Source organism: Streptomyces sp. NPDC057939, assembly GCF_042887545.1.
GTDB lineage: Bacteria > Actinomycetota > Actinomycetes > Streptomycetales > Streptomycetaceae > Streptomyces.
Map to the genome: position 1 here is coordinate 51,178 of NZ_JBHVPG010000044.1, position 22,801 is coordinate 73,978.

Below are 22,801 nucleotides of genomic sequence, written 5' to 3' on the forward strand. Positions count from 1 at the left end.
GGTCGGGCCCCGTGCGGGGGACCCGACCCGGGAGGGGTCGGGCGCCCGGGGCCGTGCGACCCCGGGCACCCGACCCCCGCAGGAAGCCGTCGGCGCCCCCGGCGCGGTCGGCCTCCCCGGGCGAAGGCCCGTCCGTCAGGACAGCAGACCCCGCTCCAGGGCGGCCATCACCGCCGCCGTGCGGTCCGACACCGACAACTTCTTGAACGACCTCAGCAGGTGCGTCTTGACCGTCGCCTCACTGATGAACAGCCGGCGCCCGATGTCCGCGTTGGTCCGGCCCTGCCTGACCAGTTGCAGCACCTCGCGCTCCCGCTCCGACAGCACCGGCGGCTCCACCACCCGCGCCCGGAACAGCTTCGGCGCCAACGACGGCGTCAGCACCGTCTCGCCGCGCGCCGCCGCCTTCACCGCCTGCACCAGCTCGTCCCGGGAACTGCCCTTGAGCAGGTATCCCGCCGCGCCCGCCTCCACCGCGCGCAGGATGTCGGCGTCGTCCTCGTACGTGGTCACGATGACCACCTTGGTCCGCGGCGACTCCCGCAGGATGTGCCCCGTCGCCGCCACCCCGTCCATCGCGCCCATCCGCAGGTCCAGCAGGACGATGTCCGGCCGCAACCGGCCGGCCTGGAGCACCGCCTCCTCACCCGAACCGGCCTGGCCCACGACCCGGATGCCCTCGTCGAGCTCCAGCATCGCGGACAGGCCCTCCCGGACCACGGGATGGTCGTCGGCGAGCAACACCCCGATCGGCTCGCGCTCACTCATCGCCCGGCTCCTCTCCCAGCGGGCCCAGCGGCACCGTCATCTCGATGGTCGTGCCCGCTCCGGGGCCGCTGTCGACCTCCACCATGCCGCCGATCTCCCTCACCCGGGCCCGCATCCCGCGCAACCCGAAACCGCCCCGCGCGCCGTTCCCGCCGTTCTCGGGGCCGGCCGCGGGCGGGGCGTCGCGCCAGGCCCGCGCGTCGAAGCCCACGCCGTCGTCGCGGACCACGAGCCGTACCGCCTCCGGCGCGTACGTCACCGTGACGTCCACCCTACGGGCCTCCCCGGCGTGCTTGCGCACGTTGGCGAACGCCTCCTGCGCCGAGCGCAGCAGCACCACGCTGACGGCCATCGGCAGCGGCTGCTCCTCGCCCCGGGTCGTGCACCGCACGGTCAGGCCCGTCTCCTCCATCAGCAGGTCCCCCTGCCGGCGCACGGCCTGCATCAGCGAACTCTCCCGCAGGGCCGGCGGCGTCAGCTTGGAGACGAAACCGCGGGCCTCGTCCAGGCTGTCCCGGGCCACCCGCCCGGCCAGCCCGAGCCGGGACCGCGCCCGCTCGGGATTGACCGCGATCTCGGACTCGGCCGCCTGCACCAGACTGATGATGCTGGTCAGGCTCTGCGCCAGGGTGTCGTGGATCTCCCGGGCGAGGCGCTCCCGCTCGGCGGAGATGCCGGCCTGGTGGGACAGGTGGGCCTCCCGCTCACGGCTGCGCCGCAACTCGTCGATCAACGCCGCGCGTTCCGAGCTCTGCTGCACCACGCGGGTGATCCACACCCCGAGCAGCACCGACAGGGCGGTGCCGAGCAACGAGATGGGCAGCACCGAGAGGATGTGCGGATCGAACGCCCCGCCCCGCAACCACACCACCGTCACCGGCCACAGGTTGGCCAGGACGACCAACACGATCGCGGGCGGCATCGGCAGGCTCATCATGAGCATGGGGACCACCGCGAACAGCGCGAAGGACCCGCCCAGGTCGAGGGTGCCGGCGAACGCGAACAGCAGGAACAGGCCGGCCGCGAACACGAAGTTGCGCCGACCGTGCGTCCGCCGGATCATCGGTCTCCGGCCGAGGCCCGCGTACCAGGGCACGATCAGCGTCAGCGCGCCGATGGCGAAGGCCCGGTGGGCCTGGTCCTCGTCCGAGGTGAACAGCAGAACGACCGTGACGAGGTAGGAAACGGCGAAATAGCCGTCCCACAGCCCGAACCAGCGGACCCCCGAGTCCGGCCCGCGTCCCAGGACGTCCCGCGGTACGTCCTCCTGCGTGTACATGTGCACGGAACCAGTCCTACCACGACGCCCGACGGTGTCCGTCGATCGGTTGACAGCCGGTCCCACCGATCAGTCGGCACCGGGCGTGCGCGCCCCGCCCTACGTTGGAGACAGCGGAAGGGATCCGCGACGACGGGTCGTCGCGGACATCGGGAAGGACGAGGTTGTACACGTGGGCCAGTTCACGACGGCGCTCCTCACCTGCGGAGCGATCCTGGCCGCCATCCTCGCGACCGACTGCGGCAACCGGCGCGTCACCCGGGTGAGGATCGCCGGCCCCGCACTGGTGGCCGTGCTCGTCATCGGTGCCTGCGTACACTCCTTCCCGACGGCGGGCAACGACACGTCGCTGCACCTCGCCGGCATCGGGGTGGGAGCCATCTGCGGACTCGCGGCCGGCTCCCTGCTCCCGGCCCACCGGGCCCTCGCGGGAGACATCCGCAGCACCGGCGGCGCGGGCTACGCTGCGGTCTGGATCCTCCTCACAGGCGTCCAGCTCCTCTTCGCGTACGGCTGCGAGCACTGGTTCGGGCCGCGGACGGCCCGCTTGACCACCGACTACCAACTCAGCGGCAGCGAAGTGCTCGTGAGCGCGCTCGCGCTGATGTCGCTGTCCGCGGTCGCGGCCCGGACGGCGGTCCTGCTGTCGCGGCTGCGGACCGTACGGGCCGCCACGGCAACGGACACCGACCGATCGACATCGTTCCAGGAACAAGGGTGACGCAGTGCTGCACAACGAAGAACTGAGGCTCCGGCCTCCGCGCAACCGGGTCGAGACCCGTGCCATCGGCTGGTGGACCCTCCAGTCGTCCCTCTTCGCCCTGCCGCTCCCGATCGTCTTCGGCGTGCTGTGGCTCACCATCGCGCCCGCACGGTTCGTGTTCGGCCCGCTCTTCCTCGTCGCGCTCGTCCCCGGCCTCCTGTACATGGGCGTCATGCCGATGTGGCGCTACCGCGTGCACCGTTGGGAGATGACCGAGGAAGCCGTCTACGCCGCCTCGGGCTGGCTCTGGCAGAGGTGGCGGGTCGTCCCGCTCTCCCGCGTCCAGACCGTCGACATGCTCCGCGGCCCGCTCCAGCAGATGTTCGGACTCTCCGGCATCACCGTCACCAGCGCCTCGTCCGCGGGCGCCGTGAAGATCAAGGGGATCGACCACCGGACCGCCGCCGAACTCGTGGAGCAGCTGACCACGTCCACCCAGGCCGTACCGGGAGACGCCACGTGACACAGGACACCGCAGTGCGCCGGCAGGAGCACGCCGAGAACGACGGTTGGGGGAGGCTCAACCCCCGACTGTTCCTCGTCAACCTCAGCGTCGTCGCCACACCGCTGGCCACCTTCGCCGCCACCACCGTCATCACCGGCGAGGTCACCCTCCAGGTCCTGATCACCTTCGCGTCGTTCCTCATCACCTGCCTCGTCATCTCCGGCATCAGCCTGATGCGCCTGCTCACCACCCGCTACCGCGTCACCGAGGACCGGGTGGAGCTCCACAAGGGACGGTTCTTCCGCAGCGAACGCTCGATCCCCGTCGACCGCATCCGCAGCGTCGACCTGACCGCCAACCCCCTCCACCGGATCTTCGGCCTCACCTCCCTGAAGATCGCCACCGGCGACCAGGCCACCTCCGGCGGCGGCCTGTCCCTGGACGGCCTCAGCACCCGCGACGCCGAGGAACTGCGCCGCCGCCTGAGCGAACTCCGCCACGCCCGCCAGGGCCTGGAAACCGCCGACCCCGACACCGACGCCACCCTCGCCGCACTCGACTGGGCGTGGCTGCGGTACGCGCCGCTGACCCTGTGGGGCGTCGGCGGTGTCTTCATCGCCGTCGGCACCGTGTACCGCACGCTCCACGAGATGAAGATCGACCCGCTGGAACTCGGCATCGTCAAGGACATCGAGGAGCGCTTCGGCTCCGTACCGCTCTGGTACGGCCTCCTCGTGGCCTTCGCCGTCATCGTCCTGATCGGCGTCGCCGGATCGACGGCCACCTTCATAGAGGGCTGGGGCGGCTACCACCTGGACCGCCCCGAGACGGGCATGCTCCGCGTCCGTCGCGGCCTGCTCATCACCCGCTCCGTCAGCATCGAGGAGCAGCGCCTGCGCGGTGTGGAGGTGGCCGAGCCGCTGCTGCTGCGCTGGGCCGGAGGAGCCCGCCTCAAGGCCGTCGCGAGCGGCCTCGGCGACGAGGACGAGAACAGCAGCCGCAGCCGCCTCACCCCGCCCGTGCCGCTCGCGCTGGCCCGGAGCATCGCCGCGGACGTCCTCGGCGAGAGCGTCTCCCCGACCACCGCTGCGGAACTCGCGCCGCACCCCCGGGCCGCCCTGCGGCGCAGGATCAACCGCGCCCTGATCTGGTCCGTCCTGATCGCCGCCCCCTTCGTGGGCCTCGGCCTGTGGCTCACCCCCGTGCTCGTGCACACCGGCTGGATCACCGCCCTGGCCGTGTTCGCCGTCGGCCTGGCCTTCGCCTTCGACGCCTACCGCAACCTCGGCCACGCCCTCCACGGCCCCCACCTGGTCACCCGCTCCGGAACCTTCACCCGCCGCACCGCGGCCCTCCAGCGCGACGGGATCATCGGCTGGTCCATCACCCGCTCCGCCTTCCAGCGCCGGGCCGGCCTGCTCACCCTGGGGGCGGCCACGGCAGCGGGCAGCGGCGTGTACAAGGTGCGCGACGTGGCCGTCTCGGACGGCCTCGCCTTCGCGGAGGACGCCGTGCCCGGCCTGTTGGCCCCGTTCATCGAACGGGGCCCCGAGGGGGCCGGTGGGCGGTAGCCCGACGAGCGTCGGCCCGGCGGGAGTCGGGCGCGCGGGGGAGGGGTGGTCCCGGTGACCACCCCTCCCCTTTTGCGTTGCGATACCTTCTTGTAGCAGCACCGGGGTTCTCTTTATTCTCGCTTTACCTCAGCCCTCCTGACCTTGAACTTCCTTTACCTTGGCTTGCCTTGCTCTTTGCGTTAGGGGCTCGTAGGGGATGTGGGCCGCCGTGGTCCGGACCTAGCGTCGAGGCCGACAGGCGCGTCCGTCGGGCGTCGAGAGGAAGCGCCGCGAGACTGAGGAGCACCACATGTGCGGCATAGCCGGCTGGATCGCCTACGACCGGGATCTGGCCCAGGAGTCCACGACCCTGGACCACATGGTCCGGACCCTGACCGGGCGCGGGCCCGACGCCGGAGGCAGGTGGATCGAAGGCCCCGCCGCACTCGGCCACCGACGGCTCGCCGTGATCGACCTGGCCGGCGGCGTACAGCCCATGCACACCGCCACCCCCGACGGCCGTGTCGTCCTCACCTACAGCGGCGAGGTGTACAACTTCGTCGAACTGCGCCAGGAACTGCGCGGACGCGGCCACCACTTCCGCACCGCCAGTGACACCGAGGTCGTGCTCAACGCCTACCTGGAGTGGGGCGAGGCCATGGCCCCCAAGCTCAACGGCATGTACGCCTTCGCCATCTGGGACGCCCGCACCCGCAAACTGGTCATGATCCGCGACCGGATGGGCGTCAAGCCGCTCTTCTACCACCCCACCACCGACGGGGTGCTCTTCGCCTCCGAACCCAAGGCGATCTTCGCCAACCCCCTGGCCAAGCCCGTCGTCAGCGCCCGCGGCCTGCGCGAGTTCGTCGCCTTCAACCGACCGCCCGGCGAAACCATCTGGGACGGCGTACAGGAAGTGGTGCCCGGCACCGTCGTCACCGTCGACCGGACCGGCATCCGCAGCCGCACCTACTGGCGGCTGGAAAGCCGCGAGCACACCGACGACCTCGACACCACCGTCGACCACGTCCGCGAACTCCTCGACGACAGCGTCGGCCGCCAACTCGTCGCCGACGTCCCCACCTGCGTCCTGCTCTCCGGCGGCCTCGACTCCAGCGCCGTCACCGGCATCGCCGCCGAACGCCGCGCGGCCCAGGGACTGCCCCTGCACACCTTCGCCGTGGACTTCAGCGGCGAGTCCGACGACTTCGTCCCGACCGGCGTCCACGGCAGCCACGACGCCGACTTCGCCACGGCGATGGCCCGCCACGCCGGCACCGAACACACCGACATCGTGCTCAGCCCGGCCTCCGTCGCCGACCCCGAAGTACGCCGCCAGGTCGTCATCGCCCGCGACAGCCCGGCGGGCCTCGGAGACATGGACGTCTCCCTCTACCTCCTGTTCAAAGCCATCCGCGAACGATCCACCGTCGCCCTGTCCGGCGAGGCCGCCGACGAGGTCTTCGGCGGCTACGGATGGCTGCACAACCCCACCGTCCAGGAAAGCGACACCTTCCCCTGGATCACCGCCGGCATGATCGGCGCCACCCCCAACACCCAGCCCGTCGAGATGTACAACCTCGACACCCTGATCGCGCTCAACCCGCTGGAAACCGTCGCCGACAACTACGCCACCGCCCTCGCCGAGATCGACCGCGTCGACTCCGAGACCCCGCACGAACAGCGCATGCGCGTCATGTCGTACCTGCACCTCACCCGCTTCCTGCGGATGATGCTCGACCGCAAGGACCGCATGAGCATGTCCGTCGGACTCGAAGTCCGCGTGCCCTTCTGCGACCACCGCCTCGTCGAATACGTCTACAACACGCCCTGGTCGATGAAGACCTACGACGGCAGGGAGAAGAGCCTCCTGCGCGGCGCCACCAAGAACCTGCTCCCGCGATCCGTGATCGAACGCACCAAGAGCCCCTACCCCGTCATCCAGGACTGGCGCTACGCCGAGGCGCTCCAACAGAACGCCAAGGAACTCCTCGGCGACGACGGCCCCGTCTTCCAGATCGTCAGCCGGGACTGGCTCGGCGAAACGGTCCTGGCAACCCCCGAGAGCCTCACCCCGGCCGCCCGCAACGGACTGGAACGCGCCCTGGACACCGCGATCTGGCTGGACGTCCACCGACCCGAGATCCGCATGTAGCACCACCGACGCCACGGGCCGGCAGGGGAACACCCCTGCCGGCCCGCACCCGTCTCCACCGGACACGGAAAACCATCCCCGGAATTCTTGCAATTGCCCCCACTCCGAGGGCATTATGATCCGGTCGCACACGCATATTCATCGCGCAATCCGCAGCGCCACCGCATAGGGGCCCCTAGGGGCCCGTTAGGGGTTTCTGCGGCACCTTTCACGTGCCAGGGTCATAACCGGTCTTAGGTTTCTCTGCACGGAGTGATGGAGCGCGCGATGTTGAACGAATCCCAGGATTTCGCGGACGAAATCGACGGCGCCCCCGAGGCCGGCGGAACCCAGGACGTCAGCAGCGGCGACAGCCCCGAACAGTGGCGCGAACACCTCGCCGGCCTCACCGAGGGCGAGCAGCACACCGCCCTGCTCGACTGGGTCTCCACCCTGGTGATCGCCTCGCTCCGCGACAACGCACCCACCACGCTCGACGCCCACCGCTCCTTCCTGGACCTCGGCTTCGACTCCCTCGCCGCCGTGGACCTGCACGCCCGCCTCGTCGCCGGGACCGGCCTGCGACTGCCCGTCACCCTGGCCTTCGACCACCCCACCCCCGCCCACCTCGCCCGCCGGATCCACACCCTGCTCCTGGGCCTGACCACCCCCACCGAAACCCCCGTCACCGCGGCCATCAGCAGCGACGAACCCATCGCCATCGTCGGCATCGGCTGCCGATTCCCCGGCGACGTGGATTCCCCCGAAGCGCTCTGGGAGCTCGTCGCCGACGGCACCGACGCCATTTCCGAATTCCCCACCGGACGTGGCTGGAACCTCGACTCCCTCTACGACCCGAACCCCGACAGCCCCGGCACCACCTATGCACGCGAAGGTGGATTCCTCCACGACGCCGACCAATTCGACGCCGCATTCTTCGGAATCTCCCCCCGCGAAGCCATGGCCATGGACCCGCAGCAACGCCTGCTGCTGGAAACCTCCTGGGAAGCCTTCGACCGGGCGGGCGTCGACCCCGCCCTGCTCCGCGGCGGCCAGGTCGGCGTCTTCGTCGGCGCCGAAACCCAGGAATACGGCCCCCGACTGGAGGACGCCGCCGACGGGTTCGAGGGCTACCTCCTCACCGGCAACGCGGCGAGCGTCGCCTCCGGCCGCATCGCCTACACCTTCGGCTTCGAAGGCCCCACCGTCACCGTCGACACCGCCTGCTCCTCCTCCCTGGCCGCCCTGCACCTCGCCGTCCAGGCCCTGCGCACCGGCGAATGCTCGATCGCGCTCGCCGGCGGCGTCGCCGTCATGGCGAGCCCCGGCTCGTTCGTCTCCTTCAGCCGCCAGCGCGGCCTCGCCCCCGACGGCCGCTGCAAGCCCTTCGCGGCCGCCGCCGACGGAACGGCATGGGGCGAAGGCGCCGGCATGCTCCTCGTGGAACGCCTCTCCGACGCCCGCGCCAACGGCCACCGCGTCCTGGCCGTCGTCCGCGGCACCGCCATCAACCAGGACGGCGCCAGCAACGGCCTCACCGCACCCAGCGGCCCCGCCCAGCAGCGCGTCATCCGCCAGGCACTCGCCAACGCCGGCCTGTCGGCCGCGGAAGTCGACGCCGTCGAGGCGCACGGCACCGGCACCACCCTCGGTGACCCGATCGAAGCCCAGGCCCTGCTGGCCACCTACGGCCAGGACCGCCCCGCGGACCGACCCCTGTGGCTGGGCTCCCTGAAGTCGAACATCGGCCACACCCAGGCCGCCGCCGGCGTCGCCGGCGTCATCAAGATGGTCATGGCGATGCGGCACGGCGTACTGCCCCGCACCCTCCACATCGACGAGCCGACCCCGCACGTCGACTGGGAGGCCGGAGCCGTCAACCTGCTGACCCGACCCGTCGACTGGCCCACCACCGACACCCCGCGCCGCGCCGGCGTCTCCTCCTTCGGCATGAGCGGCACCAACGCGCACGCCATCATCGAAGAACCGCCGGTCGAGGACTGCGACGCGAAGACGCGACCGGCCCACGACACCGGGGACCGACCGGCCGAACACCCGACCGGCCCGGACGCCGGACACGAGACCGGCCCGGACGTCGAACACGAGACCGGACCGGACACCGAGCCGGTCGCCGAGCCGATCGCAGGCCCGCTCGCCTGGACCCTGTCCGCCAAGACCCCCGAAGCCCTGCGCGCCGCCGCCCGACGCCTGGGCGACTGGCTCGACACCCGCCCCGAGACCGACCCCCTCGACATCGGCCACTCCCTCGCCGCCACCCGCGGCCGCTTCGACCGCCGGGCCGTGATCCTCGGCGACGACCGCACCGCACTCATGCACGGCCTGCGAGCCCTCGCCGACGCCACCGACACACCCTCCGTCGTCCACGGAGACCCCGCCACCGGACGCCTCGCCGTCCTCTTCACCGGCCAGGGCAGCCAGCGCCTCGACATGGGCCGCGAACTGTACGACACCTACCCGGTGTTCGCCGACGCCCTCGACGACACCTGCTGGTACCTCGACGAACAACTCGAACACCCCCTCCTCGACGTCCTGTTCGCCGAGGAAGGCACCCCCGAAGCCGCCCTCCTCCACCAGACCGGCTACACCCAACCCGCCCTCTTCGCGATCGAGGTGGCCCTCTACCGGCTCGTCGCCTCCTGGGGTGTCAAGCCCGACTTCGTGGCAGGCCACTCGATCGGCGAGATCGCCGCCGCACACGTCGCGGGCGTGTTCTCCCTGGAAGACGCCTGCGCCCTGGTCGCGGCACGCGGACGCCTGATGCAGGCACTCCCGGCGGGCGGCGTCATGATCGCCGTCCAGGCCTCCGAGGACGAGGTCCTGCCGCTCCTGACCGCCCGCGTCAGCATCGCCGCCGTCAACGGCCCGCGCTCCGTCGTGATCGCCGGCGACGAGGACGCCGCGACCACCCTCGCCAACACCTTCGAAACACAGGGCCGCAAGACCAAGCACCTCACCGTCAGCCACGCCTTCCACTCCCCGCACATGGACGGCATGCTCGACGAGTTCCGCCGCATCGCCCAGGTCATCGACTACGCCACACCCACCCTCCCCGTCGTCTCCCTCCTCACCGGAACCACGGCCACCGCCACCGAACTGGCCGACCCCGAACACTGGGTCCGCCACGTCCGCGAAGCCGTCCGCTTCCTCGACGGCGTACGCACCCTCCAGGCACGCGGCGCCGACTCCTTCCTGGAACTCGGCCCCGACCCCGTCCTCACGGCCCTGGCACAGGACTGCCTGCTCACCGACCCGCAGCACCCCACGACCCCGGCCTTCGCCGCCGCCCTGCGCTCCGGCCGCGACGAAGCCGCCACCCTGCTCGACGCCGTCGCCCGCATGTTCGTACGAGGCACCGACGTCGACTGGGCCGCGCTCTACACCGGCAGCGGCGCCCGCAGCGTCGAACTGCCGACGTACGCCTTCCAGCGCCAGCGGTACTGGATGGACGCCCGCACCCCCACCGACGGGCCCGCCCCGACACCCGGGCACCGGACCGACCCGGCCGACAGCGAGTTCTGGGACGCGGTCGAACTCCAGGACGTGGCCGCGCTCGCCGCCACCCTCGAACTCGACGCGGACGGCGAGCAACCGCTGAGCGACGTCGTCCCCGCCCTGTCGGCCTGGCGCCGCCGCGTACGGACCCGGTCCACGGTGGACGGCTGGCGCTACCGCGACGCATGGAAGCCGCTGACGGATGCCGGCGCGGGCGCCGGCACCGGAGGCCGCCTGTCCGGGACCTGGCTGCTGGTCGTGCCCGCCGGTGCCGTCGCCGACGAGCCCGTCGCGGACGTGTTGACCGGGCGGGGAGCCGAGGTCCGGCGCGTGGTGGCGCAGCCCGGTGCCGGCCGGGAGGCCCTGGCCGAGCTGCTCGCCGGCGCGGGGGCCGTGGCCGGTGTGGTGTCGCTGCTCGCCCTGGACGAGTCCGCGGGTGTCGTGGATACCGCCGTTCTGGTGCAGGCGCTGGGTGATGCCGGGGTGGAGGCGCCGTTGTGGTGCTTGACCCGTGGTGCGGTGAGTGTGGGGCGTTCGGATCGGCTCGTTTCGCCTGTTCAGGCGCAGGTGTGGGGTCTGGGTCGGGTTGCCGCGTTGGAGGCGCCCGAGCGTTGGGGTGGTCTGGTCGATCTTCCCGAGGTGTGGGACGAGCGGGCGATGGGCCGGTTGGTGGGTGTCCTTGCCGCTGGTGCGGGTGAGGACCAGGTCGCGGTTCGTTCCTCCGGTGTCTTCGGGCGTCGTCTGGTCCGTGCTGCCGCCGTTCAGGGTGACCCGTCCTGGACCCCGTCCGGAACGGTCCTGGTGACCGGTGGTACGGGTGCTCTGGGTGGTCGGGTGGCTCGTTGGCTGGCCGGGGCGGGTGCCGGGCGTCTGGTGCTGACGAGCCGTCGGGGTGCGGATGCTCCCGGTGCGGGTGAGTTGGCCGCGGAGTTGTCGGGCATGGGTGTGGAGGTGTCGGTGGTGGCGTGTGACGCCGCCGACCGGGATGCTCTTCGTACGGTCCTGGCCGCCGAGGCGGAGACGCTGACGGCTGTCGTGCACACCGCCGGGATTCTGGACGATGGCGTTCTTGACGCGTTGACGCCGGAGCGGTTCGAGAGCGTGCTGCGGGCCAAGGCCACGTCCGCGCTCAACCTGCACGAGTTGACGGTGGAGTTCGGCATCGAGCTGTCCGCGTTCGTGTTGTTCTCCTCGATGAGCGGGACCATCGGTGGTGCCGGGCAGGGTAATTACGCTGCCGCGAACGCGTACTTGGACGCCCTGGCCGAGCAGCGTCGTGCAGCGGGTCTGGCCGCGACGTCGATCGCGTGGGGTCCGTGGGCCGACGGTGGCATGGCCGCCGACGAGGCGATGGACGCCCGGATGCGGCGCGAGGGTGTACCGCCCATGGCCCCGGACGCGGCGATGGCCGCTCTGGCACAGGCCGTTGGTGCCGGTGAGACCGCCCTGACCGTCGCCGACATCGACTGGGACCGCTTCGCGGCCGTCGTGGCCGCCGTACGACCCAACCCGCTGGTCCTCGACCTCCTCACCGCCAAGGCCGCAGGCGAATCCGCGATCACCGGACACGGCACCGTCGTCACGGGCGCCGACGTCGCAGGGGCCACGTTCGCGAAGCTCGCCGAGCTACCTCGGGCCGAGCAGGACCGGGAGCTCCTCGCCCTGGTCCGCACACAGGTCGCCGCCGTGCTCGGGCACGACGGCGCGGACGCCGTCGGCGCCGAACGCGCCTTCAAGGAGCTCGGGTTCGACTCCCTGACCGCCGTGGACCTGCGCAACCGGCTGGGTGCGGCCACCGGCCTGAAGCTCCCCACCACCCTCGTCTACGACTACCCGACCTCATCGACGCTCGCCGAGTACCTGCGGGGCGAACTCGGTGGCAGCGGGACGCCGGTCGCGGACTCCGCACTGCCGACGGCCGCGCCGACCGACGGCGATCCGATCGCGATCGTCGCGATGAGCTGCCGCTTCCCCGGAGGCGTGCGCACCCCGGAAGACCTCTGGGGACTGCTCGCCCAGGGCACGGACGCGGTCGCCGAATTCCCCGCCGACCGCGGCTGGGACCTCGACGCCCTCTACGACGCCGACCCGAGCACGCAGGGCACCTCGTACGCCCGCGAGGGCGGATTCCTCTACGACGTCGCCGACTTCGACGCCGACTTCTTCGGCATCTCGCCGCGCGAGGCCCTCGCCATGGACCCGCAGCAGCGCCTCCTCCTGGAAACCTCGTGGGAGGCGTTCGAGCGCGCCGGCATCGACCCCGCCGTGCTCAAGGGCAGCCGAGCGGGCGTCTTCGTCGGCACCAACGGCCAGGACTACCTCTCCCTGGTCGCGGGCCAGGCGGACGGGCTTGAAGGCCACGTCGGCACGGGCAACGCCGCCAGCGTGGTCTCCGGCCGTCTCTCCTACGTGTTCGGGCTGGAAGGACCGGCTATCACGGTCGACACCGCCTGTTCTTCGTCGCTCGTCGCCCTGCACCTGGCGGTTCAGGCCCTCCGTCAGGGCGAGTGCTCCATGGCGCTCGCCGGCGGAGTCACCGTGATGTCCACCCCCGACGCCTTCATCGACTTCAGCCGTCAGCGTGGGCTTGCGGCCGATGGTCGGATCAAGGCGTTCGCGGCGGGTGCGGACGGTACGGGTTGGGGTGAGGGTGTCGGCATGCTGCTCGTGGAGCGGTTGTCGGACGCGCGTCGCCACGGGCATCCGGTGTTGGCGGTGGTGCGTGGTTCTGCGATCAACCAGGACGGTGCGAGCAACGGTCTGACCGCTCCGAACGGTCCTTCGCAGCAGCGGGTGATCCGGCAGGCGTTGGCCAGTGCCGGGCTTTCGGCGGCTGACGTGGACGCGGTGGAGGCGCACGGTACGGGTACCCGTCTGGGTGACCCGATCGAGGCGCAGGCGCTGCTGGCCACGTACGGGCAGGAGCGGGCCGAGGGGCAGCCGCTGTTGCTGGGTTCGGTGAAGTCGAACATCGGGCACACGCAGGCCGCGGCCGGTGTGGCCGGTGTGATCAAGATGGTCATGGCGATGCGCCACGGGGTCCTGCCCCGGACCCTGCACGTCGACGCGCCCACCCCGCACGTCGACTGGACGACCGGCGACGTCGAGCTGCTGACCGAGTCCGTGCAGTGGCCCGAAACCGGCCGTCCGCGCCGGGCCGGCGTCTCCTCGTTCGGCCTGAGCGGCACCAACGCCCACACCATCATCGAAGAAGCCCCGGTCCAGGCCGAGGCCACGGCAGCCGAACAGCACACCGGCGGCACCACTGGGGCCCTGCCGTACGTCGTCACCGGCAAGACCCCCGCCGTTCTGCGCGCCCAGGCCGAACAGCTCGCATCGTGGCTCGCCGACAACCCGCAGGCCACCGTCCTGGACACCGCGTACTCCCTCGCCGTCGAGCGGACGAAGTTCGAGACGCGGGCCGTCCTGATCGCCCGCCCCGAGGACCGCGAAACCCTGACGGCCGGCCTGCGCCGGCTCGCCGCGGGCGAGCCCACGCCGGGCCTCGTCCAGGGCACCGTGTCGGGAGGCGCGCGAGCCTTCCTCTTCACGGGCCAGGGCAGCCAGCGCCTCGGAGCCGGGCGCGAACTGTACGACGCTCACCCTGTGTTCGCCGACGCGCTGGACGCGGCGTGCGCCCGCCTCGACTCGCGCCTCGACATGCCGTTGAAGGACGTGCTCTTCGGGTCCGACGCGGAACTCCTGGACCGGACCGAGTTCACGCAGCCGGCGTTGTTCGCGGTCGAGGTCGCGCTGTTCCGGCTGTTCGAGTCGTGGGGTGTGCGGCCGGACTTCGTGTCGGGGCATTCGATCGGTGAGATCGCTGCCGCGCATGTGGCGGGTGTGTTGTCGCTGGATGACGCGTGCGTGTTGGTTGCGGCGCGTGGTCGGTTGATGCAGGCGCTGCCGGCGGGTGGTGTGATGATCGCGGTTCAGGCGTCGGAGGTGGAGGTTCTGCCGCTGCTGACCGATCGGGTGAGCATTGCGGCGGTCAATGGTCCGCAGTCGGTGGTGATCGCGGGTGACGAGGATGCCGCTCTGGCGGTGGTGGAGTCGCTCGGTGAGCGGAAGAGCAAGCGGCTCACGGTGAGCCATGCTTTCCACTCGCCGCACATGGACGGCATGCTCGATGACTTCCGCCGGGTGGTGGAGGGTCTGTCCTTCGCCACCCCGCGGATCCCGCTCGTGTCGAACCTGAACGGCGCCCTCGTCACCGACGAGATGAACTCGGCCGAGTTCTGGGTCCGGCACGTGCGGGAAGCCGTTCGCTTCCTCGACGGTGTCCGGGCCCTGGAGGCCGCCGGCGTCTCGACGTACGTCGAGATCGGCCCCGACGGCGTGCTGTCCGCACTGGCCCAGGACTGCCTGACCGGCGACGCCGACGCAGCCTTCGTACCGGTCCTGCGCTCGGGTCGCCCGGAGTCGGAGTCGGTGGTCACGGCCGTGGCCGAGGCACACGTACGGGGTATGGAGGTGGACTGGTCCGCCTTCTTCGCCGGTACGGGCGCCGGTCGGGGCGAGCTCCCGACGTACGCCTTCCAGCGGCAGCGCTTCTGGCCGGAGACGACCGCGCCGAGCGGCGCACACGTACCCGCCCCGGCGGTCGACGGAGTGGACGCCCGGTTCTGGGAGGCCGTGGAGCGCGGCGACCTCGCCTCTCTGCTGTCCGAACTGGAGGTGGCCGATGACGCCAGCTTCAGCGACTTCGTCCCTGCTCTGTCGGCATGGCGTCGACAGAACCAGGAACAGGCACAGGTCGACGGCTGGCGGTACCGGGCGTCGTGGAAGCCCCTCACGGCGCCGGCGCCGACCTCGGCCGCGCCGGGCGGCCAGTGGCTCGTCGTCGCATCCGCCGCGCTCGCGGACAACTCCTCGACCACGGCCGTTGCGGATGCTCTGACCGGCCGGGGAGCCGAGGTCCGCCGGGTACTGGTCGAAGCCGGCTCGGACCGAGCCGCACTGGCCGAGCTGCTGTCCGACGTGGCACCCGGACCCGTCGCGGGTGTGGTGTCGCTGCTTGCCCTGGACGAGTCCGCGGGTGTGGTGGATACGGCCGTTCTGGTGCAGGCGCTGGGTGATGCCGGGGTGGGGGCGCCGTTGTGGTGCTTGACCCGTGGTGCGGTGGGTGTGGGGCGTTCGGATGTCCTGACCTCGGCGGTTCAGGCGCAGGTGTGGGGTTTGGGTCGGGTTGCGGCGTTGGAGGTTCCGGAGCGTTGGGGTGGTCTGGTCGATCTTCCCGAGGTGTGGGACGAGCGGGCCATGGCACGCCTGGCCGGCGTCCTCGCCGGTGGCGCTGTCGGTGAGGATCAGCTCGCCATTCGTTCTTCCGGTGTGTTCGGGCGTCGTCTGGTTCGTGCGGTTGCCGATGATGCGGGTTCCTGGGCTCCGTCCGGGACGGTTTTGGTGACCGGTGGTACGGGTGCTCTGGGTGGTCGGGTGGCTCGTTGGCTGGCCGGGGCGGGTGCGGCACGGTTGGTGCTGACCAGCCGGCGGGGTGCGGATGCTCCCGGCGCGGGTGAGTTGGCCGCGGAGTTGTCGGGGTTGGGTGTGGAGGTGTCGGTGGTGGCGTGTGACGCCGCCGACCGGGATGCCCTGCGTACGGTTCTGGCCGCCGAGGCGGAGACGCTCACGGCTGTCGTGCACACCGCCGGGATTCTGGACGATGGCGTTCTTGACGCGCTGACGCCGGAGCGGTTCGAGAGCGTGCTGCGGGCCAAGGCCGCGTCCGCGCTCAACCTGCACGAGGTGACGGTCGAGCTCGGTATCGAGCTGTCCGCGTTCGTGTTGTTCTCCTCGATGAGCGGGACCATCGGTGCTGCCGGGCAGGGTAATTACGCTGCCGCGAACGCGTACTTGGATGCGTTGGCCGAGCAGCGTCGTGCCGCCGGCCTTGCCGCGACGTCGATCGCGTGGGGTCCGTGGGCCGACGGCGGCATGGCCGCCGACAAGGCCCTTGAGGCCCGGATGCGCCGGGACGGCGTACCGCCCATGGACGCCGACCTCGCGATCCGAGCCCTCGGGCAGGCCGTCGGTTTCCGGGACGTCGCCGTCACGGTGGCCGACGTCGCATGGGACCGGTACCTCTCCCAGCACACCGCCGTACGCCGCACCGAACTGTTCGGCGACCTGCCCGAAGTACGCGCGACCCGCGCGGCGACGCAGGCCCGGACCGGAGCCCACGGACGGGCCGACGCGCACGCAGGCCTGCCGCTCACCCTGTCCGGCAGGCTCGCGGTACTCGCGCCCGCCGAGCAGGAGCGGGAACTGCTCACCCTGGTCCGCACGCACGTCGCCGCCGTACTCGGTCACGACGGCTCCGAAGCGGTCGGTGCCGAACGCGCCTTCAAGGAACTCGGATTCGACTCGCTCACCGCCGTCGAGCTGCGCAATCGCCTCGGCGCGGCGACGGAACTGCGGCTTCCCGCCACCCTCATCTACGACTACCCCACGTCCGCGGCCCTGGCCGACCACCTCCGTGGCGAACTCGTGGGCGCCGTCCCCGTCTCCGGCGCGCTGCTGCCCGTAGCCTCGGCCGTCGACGGCGATCCGATCGCGATCGTCGCCATGAGCTGCCGCTTCCCCGGCGGCGTACGCACCCCGGAAGACCTCTGGCAGTTGCTCGCCCAGGGCACGGACGCGGTCGCCGGTTTCCCCGCCGACCGCGGCTGGAACCTGGAGCGGCTCTACAGCCCCGACCCCGACCGGGCGGGTACGTCGTACACGCGTGAGGGCGGCTTCCTCGCCGACGCGGCCGGCTTCGACGCCGACTTCTTCGGCATCTCGCCGCGCGAGGCCATGGCGATGGACCCGCAGCAGCGTCTGCTGCTGGAAACCTCGTGGGAGGCGTTCGAGCGCGCCGGCATCGACGCCGGGACACTGCGCGGCAGCCGGGCGGGAGTCTTCATCGGCACCAACGGCCAGGACTACCTGTCCCTGGTCGCCCGCGAACAGGACGGTCTGGAAGGCCACGTCGGCACCGGCAACGCCGGAAGCGTCATGTCCGGTCGCGTCTCCTACGTGTTCGGCCTCGAAGGCCCGGCGGTCACCGTCGACACCGCCTGCTCTTCCTCCCTCGTCGCCCTGCACTGGGCCGTTCAGGCGCTGCGGCAGGGCGAGTGCACCCTGGCCCTCGCCGGCGGTGTCACGGTCATGTCGACGCCCGAGAACTTCATCGACTTCAGCCGTCAGCGTGGGCTTGCGGGCGATGGTCGGATCAAGGCGTTCGCGGCGGGTGCGGACGGTACGGGTTGGGGTGAGGGTGTCGGCATGCTGCTCGTGGAGCGGTTGTCGGACGCGCGTCGCCACGGGCATCCGGTGTTGGCGGTGGTGCGTGGTTCTGCGATCAACCAGGATGGTGCGAGCAACGGTTTGACGGCTCCGAACGGTCCTTCGCAGCAGCGGGTGATCCGGCAGGCGTTGGCCAGTGCCGGGCTTTCGGCGGCTGACGTGGACGCGGTGGAGGCGCACGGTACGGGTACCCGTCTGGGTGACCCGATCGAGGCGCAGGCGCTGCTGGCCACGTACGGGCAGGAGCGGGCCGAGGGGCAGCCGCTGTTGCTGGGTTCGGTGAAGTCGAACATCGGGCACACGCAGGCCGCGGCCGGTGTGGCCGGTGTGATCAAGATGGTCATGGCGATGCGCCACGGGGTCCTGCCCCGGACCCTGCACGTCGACGCGCCCACCCCGCACGTCGACTGGACTGCAGGCGACGTCGAGCTGCTGACCGAGTCCGTGCAGTGGCCCGAAACCGGCCGTCCGCGCCGGGCCGGCGTCTCCTCGTTCGGCATCAGCGGCACCAACGCCCACACCATCATCGAGCAGGCTCCGGACTCCGAGCCGTCCGCGAACACCCACGCGCTGCCCTCCGTACGACCGGCGCGCGTCGTTCCCTACCTCCTGTCCGGGAAGACGAAGGAAGCCCTGCGGGCACAGGCGGCGGCCCTCACCGCGCACCTGGATGCCGGCGCCCGTACCGAGGACGCGGCCGACACGGTCGCCATCGACGTCGCCTACTCGCTGGCCACCAGCCGCGCCCACCTCGACCACCGCGCCGCCACCCTCCTGACCATCGGGGAGGACACGGACCTGCGGACCGCCCTGAGGCACCTCGCCGACGGCGAGACCTCGACCCGACTCACCACGGGCACGGCCCGTGACGGCGGCCGCACCGCATTCCTGTTCACCGGGCAGGGCAGCCAGCGGGTGGGGATGGGACGTGAGCTGTACGACGCGTTCCCGGCGTTCGCGGACGCCCTGGACGCGGTCTGCGCCCACATGGATGACCGGCTGGAGCTGCCGCTGAAGGGTGTGCTGTTCGGGTCGGATGCGGGTCTGTTGGATGAGACGCGGTTCACGCAGCCGGCGTTGTTCGCGGTCGAGGTGGCGTTGTTCCGTCTCGTCGAGTCGTGGGGTGTGCGGCCTGACTTCGTGTCGGGGCATTCGATCGGTGAGATCGCTGCCGCGCATGTGGCGGGTGTGTTGTCGCTGGATGACGCGTGCGTGTTGGTTGCGGCGCGTGGTCGCCTGATGCAGGCCCTGCCGGCGGGTGGCGTGATGATTGCGATCCAGGCGTCGGAGGTGGAGGTTCTGCCGCTGCTGACCGATCGGGTGAGCATCGCGGCGGTCAATGGTCCGCAGTCGGTCGTGATCGCGGGTGACGAGGACGCCGCAGTTGCGGTGGTGGAGTCGCTCGGTGAGCGGAAGAGCAAGCGGCTCACGGTCAGTCACGCGTTCCACTCGCCGCACATGGACGGCATGCTGGACGACTTCCGCCGGGTGGTGGAGGGTCTGTCCTTCACCGCCCCGAGCATTCCGGTCGTGTCCAACCTGACCGGCGCCCTGGTCGCCGACGGCGAGATGGGTACGGCCGAGTTCTGGGTCCGGCACGTCCGAGAGGCCGTCCGTTTCCTCGACGGTGTCCGCGCCCTGGAAGCCGCAGGCGTGACGGCATACGTCGAGCTGGGACCGGACGGTGTCCTGTCGGCACTCGCGCAGGAATGCGTGACGGAGGACGCCGCTTCCTCCGTCGTTCTGCCCGTGCTGCGCAAGGGCCGCTCCGAGGCCGAGAGCCTCGTCACCGCTGTCGCCCAGGCTCACGTTCACGGTGTGGCCGTCGATTGGTCGGCGTTCTTCGCCGGTAGTGGTGCCCGGCGGGTTGACCTGCCGACGTACGCCTTCCAGCGGCAGCGGTTCTGGCCCCACGCGGCGGCGTTCGCGGGCGGGGACCCCGAGGCGATCGGTCTCGGCGACGCCGAGCACCCGCTGCTGGGCGCGACCGTCGCGCTCGCCGACTCCGAAGGCGCGATCCTGGCGGGCCGACTGTCCCTCGACACTCACCCCTGGCTCGCCGATCACACGATCCACGGTGGTGTCCTGCTCCCGGGCACGGCCTTCGTCGAGCTGGCTGTTCGCGCCGGTGACCAGGTCGGATGCGACGTGGTCGAGGAGCTGACGCTGGAAGCTCCGCTGGTCCTGCCCGAGCGCGGCGGCGTACAGCTCCAACTCGTCGTCGAGGCACCGATTCCAGGGGGCGGGCGTCCTTTCGCCGTCTACTCGCGACGCCAGGACGGGACCACGGAGGAACTGTGGACGCGTCACGGGTCCGGTGTGCTTGCCGTCGGTGCCCGGTCCGAGGCGGCGGCGGACTTCGGTGCGCTGGCGGTCTGGCCGCCGGTCGACGCGGTCGCCGTCGACGTGAGCGGACTGTACGAGGAACTCGCCGAGGGTGGTGTCTCCTACGGGCCGCTGTTCCAGGGCTTGAAGGCGGCCTGGCGGCGCGGTGGTGAGTTGTTCACCGAGGTCGTGCTTCCGGAGGACGGGCGTCGTGACGCGGCGCGGTTCGGTCTGCATCCGGCCCTGCTCGACGCCGGTCTGCACGCCATAGGCCACGGCGACCCCGCCGCGGCCTCCGCGGGCGCCTTGCTGCCGTTCTCGTGGTCCGGGGTTTCGTTGTTCGCGGCGGGTGCTTCGGCGTTGCGGATGCGGTTGACGCCGGTGTCCGCGGATGATCCGCACACGTTGGCGTTGTTGGTTGCGGACGAGTCCGGGCGGGCGGTGGCGGCGGTGGAGTCGTTGACGCTTCGGCCGGCCTCGGCCGAGCAGGTCAACGCCGCCGCTGGCGCCCACGTGGAATCCCTCTTCCGCGTCGAATGGGTGCCCGCTCCCGTGGGCGATGTTTCCGCCGCTGGCCTTCGCTGGGCCGTCCTCGGCGAGGACCGGGTCGGTCTGGGAACCACGGATGCGCAGGTCACCGAGTACGCCGATGCCACCGCCCTGGGAGCGGCACTGGACGCCGGCGAGCCGGTCCCGGACGCCGTCTTCGTAATGCCGGGTGCTTCCTCGGACCCCGCGGACACGGTCGGTTCCGTGCACGCGGCGGTGAACGCGGCCGTGGAGACGGTGCAGGGTTGGTTGGCGGACGATCGGTTCGCGGGTGCTCGTCTGGTGTGGTTGACGTCGGGTGCGGTGGCTGTCGGTGTCGGCGAGGGTGTTCGGGACCTGGCGGGTGGCGCGGTGCGCGGTCTGCTGCGTTCGGCGCAGTCGGAGAACCCCGGCCAGCTCCTGATGCTGGACCTGGACCCCCAAGGTGCGTCGGCGTCGGCCGTACCCGCCGCGCTGGCCACCGGCGAACCGGAGCTCGCCGTCCGGAGCGGTGCCGTCAGCGTGCCGCGCCTGGTGCGCGTGCAGTCGGCGGACAACGCCTCGGGCAGTGCTTCGGGCAGTGCTTCGGGCAGTGCTGCCGAGACGCGGACGAGCTTCGGTGACCCGTCGGGCACGGTCCTGGTCACCGGTGCCACGGGCAGCCTGGGCCGGTTGTTCGCCCGCCACCTCGTGACCGCGTACGGGGTGCGGCGTCTGCTGCTCACCAGCCGTCGGGGTCCCGACGCTGTCGGTGCGGACGAACTGGTCGCTGAGCTGGCCGGGTTGGGCGCCGAGGTGGATCTCGTCGCCTGCGACATAGCCGACCGCGACGCGCTCGCCGACGTACTGGCGGCCGTACCGGCCGAGCACCCGCTGACCGCGGTGGTGCACACCGCGGGCGTCCTGGACGACGGCGTACTCTCCTCGCTCACCCCCGAACGTGTGACCACCGTCCTGCGCCCGAAGGTCGATGCGGCGTGGAACCTTCACGAACTCACCCGCGAACTCGACCTCTCGGCCTTCGTCCTGTTCTCGGGTGCGGCTGCCGCGTTCGGTGCGGCCGGTCAGGCGAACTACGCGGCGGCGAACGCCTTCCTGGAAGCCCTGGCGGAGCAGCGTCGGGCCGAGGGTCTGCCTGCCACCGCGCTGGCCTGGGGCCTGTGGGCCCCGCAGGCCGGCAGTGACAGTGGCATGGCGTCGACCCTCGACGAGGTCGACCTGCGCCGCATCGCCCGTGAGGGCGTTGCCGCCCTGGCCGCGGACGAGGGGCTGGGGCTCTTCGATGTGGCGATGGTGGTGGATGCGGCGGTGTTGCTGCCGATGCACCTGGATGTGGCGGTGTTGCGGGCGCAGGCGGTGTCGGCTGGTTCGGCGGGTTCGGTGCCGGCGTTGTTGCGTGGGCTGGTGCGGGTTCCGGCGCGGCGGATGGTCGAGCGGCGTGACGGTGGTGCGACGGATTCTGGTTCGTCGCCGCTGGTGTCCCGTCTGCTCGGGCTGCCGGTCGCGGAGCACGAGGGTGTGCTGCTGGAGTTGGTGTGCGGTCGTGTGGCGGCGGTGCTCGGTCATGGTGGTGCAGAGGCGGTTGACGCCGAGCGGGCCTTCCGGGATCTGGGCTTCGATTCGCTGACGGCTGTGGAGCTGCGCAACGTCCTGAAGGCGGAGACCGGTCTGCGGCTTCCCCCGACGCTGATCTTCGACTACCCCACTCCCACGGCACTGGCCCGCCACCTGCTGGGCGAACTCGCGGTGACCGGTGGTTCCGGTGTGCGGGGTGAGCATGGCCTGCGGACACCTGCACGGAACTCCGTGGGCGTGGCCGACGATCCGATCGTGATCGTGGGTATGGGGTGCCGTTTCCCGGGTGGGGTGCGGACGCCGGAGGATCTGTGGCAGTTGGTTTCGTCGGGTGGGGACGGTGTTTCCGGGTTCCCGACGGATCGTGGTTGGAACGTGGAGGGTTTGTATCACCCGGATCCGGATCATGCGGGTACGTCGTACACGCGTGAGGGTGGGTTCCTGCATGATGCGGCGGAGTTCGATCCGGCGTTCTTCGGTATTTCGCCGCGTGAGGCCCTGGCGATGGATCCGCAGCAGCGGTTGTTGTTGGAGACCTCGTGGGAGGCGTTCGAGCGTGCGGGTATCGACCCGACCTCGATGCGCGGCAGCCGGACCGGCGTCTTCGCCGGCGTCATGTACCACGACTACG

The 22,801-nt window shown here is 71.2% G+C and carries 7 protein-coding genes; 5 read left to right on the forward strand and 2 right to left on the reverse strand.

From position 1 onward, the window contains the following. Nucleotides 1-135: 135 nt before the first annotated feature. The gene (locus ACFVS6_RS33205) at nucleotides 136-768 is read right to left on the reverse strand and encodes a response regulator (RefSeq protein ID WP_389709803.1); all 633 of its coding nucleotides are present in this window, start codon (nucleotides 766-768) and stop codon (nucleotides 136-138) included. After that, nucleotides 761-2,047 carry a histidine kinase gene (locus tag ACFVS6_RS33210; RefSeq protein ID WP_389709824.1) on the reverse strand — a complete coding sequence of 429 codons (1,287 nt, stop codon included), beginning with the start codon at nucleotides 2,045-2,047 and terminating at the stop codon, nucleotides 761-763. Before ACFVS6_RS33210 ends, ACFVS6_RS33205 begins: the two co-directional genes overlap by 8 nt. Before the next feature lie 172 nt (nucleotides 2,048-2,219). On the opposite strand from ACFVS6_RS33210, the gene ACFVS6_RS33215 reads away from it, so the two are divergent. From ACFVS6_RS33215 to ACFVS6_RS33235, 5 genes are all read left to right on the forward strand, one after another. Beyond that, on the forward strand, nucleotides 2,220-2,768 hold the full coding sequence (locus ACFVS6_RS33215) for a hypothetical protein (RefSeq protein WP_389709805.1): 549 nt from the start codon (nucleotides 2,220-2,222) through the stop codon (nucleotides 2,766-2,768). Between the two features lie 4 nt (nucleotides 2,769-2,772). After that, the gene (locus ACFVS6_RS33220; RefSeq protein WP_389709807.1) at nucleotides 2,773-3,273 is read left to right on the forward strand and encodes a PH domain-containing protein; all 501 of its coding nucleotides are present in this window, start codon (nucleotides 2,773-2,775) and stop codon (nucleotides 3,271-3,273) included. After that, entirely contained in the window at nucleotides 3,270-4,826 is a 1,557-nt protein-coding gene (locus ACFVS6_RS33225; RefSeq protein WP_389709808.1) for a PH domain-containing protein, read from the forward strand. Before ACFVS6_RS33220 ends, ACFVS6_RS33225 begins: the two co-directional genes overlap by 4 nt. Before the next feature lie 292 nt (nucleotides 4,827-5,118). Next, a complete protein-coding gene (asnB, locus tag ACFVS6_RS33230) occupies nucleotides 5,119-6,963 on the forward strand; it encodes an asparagine synthase (glutamine-hydrolyzing) (protein WP_389709810.1) in 1,845 nt (614 codons plus the stop codon). A 252-nt stretch (nucleotides 6,964-7,215) separates the two neighbouring features. Next, on the forward strand, nucleotides 7,216-22,801 hold a 15,586-nt coding region (locus ACFVS6_RS33235), incomplete at its 3' end, for a type I polyketide synthase (RefSeq protein WP_389709812.1).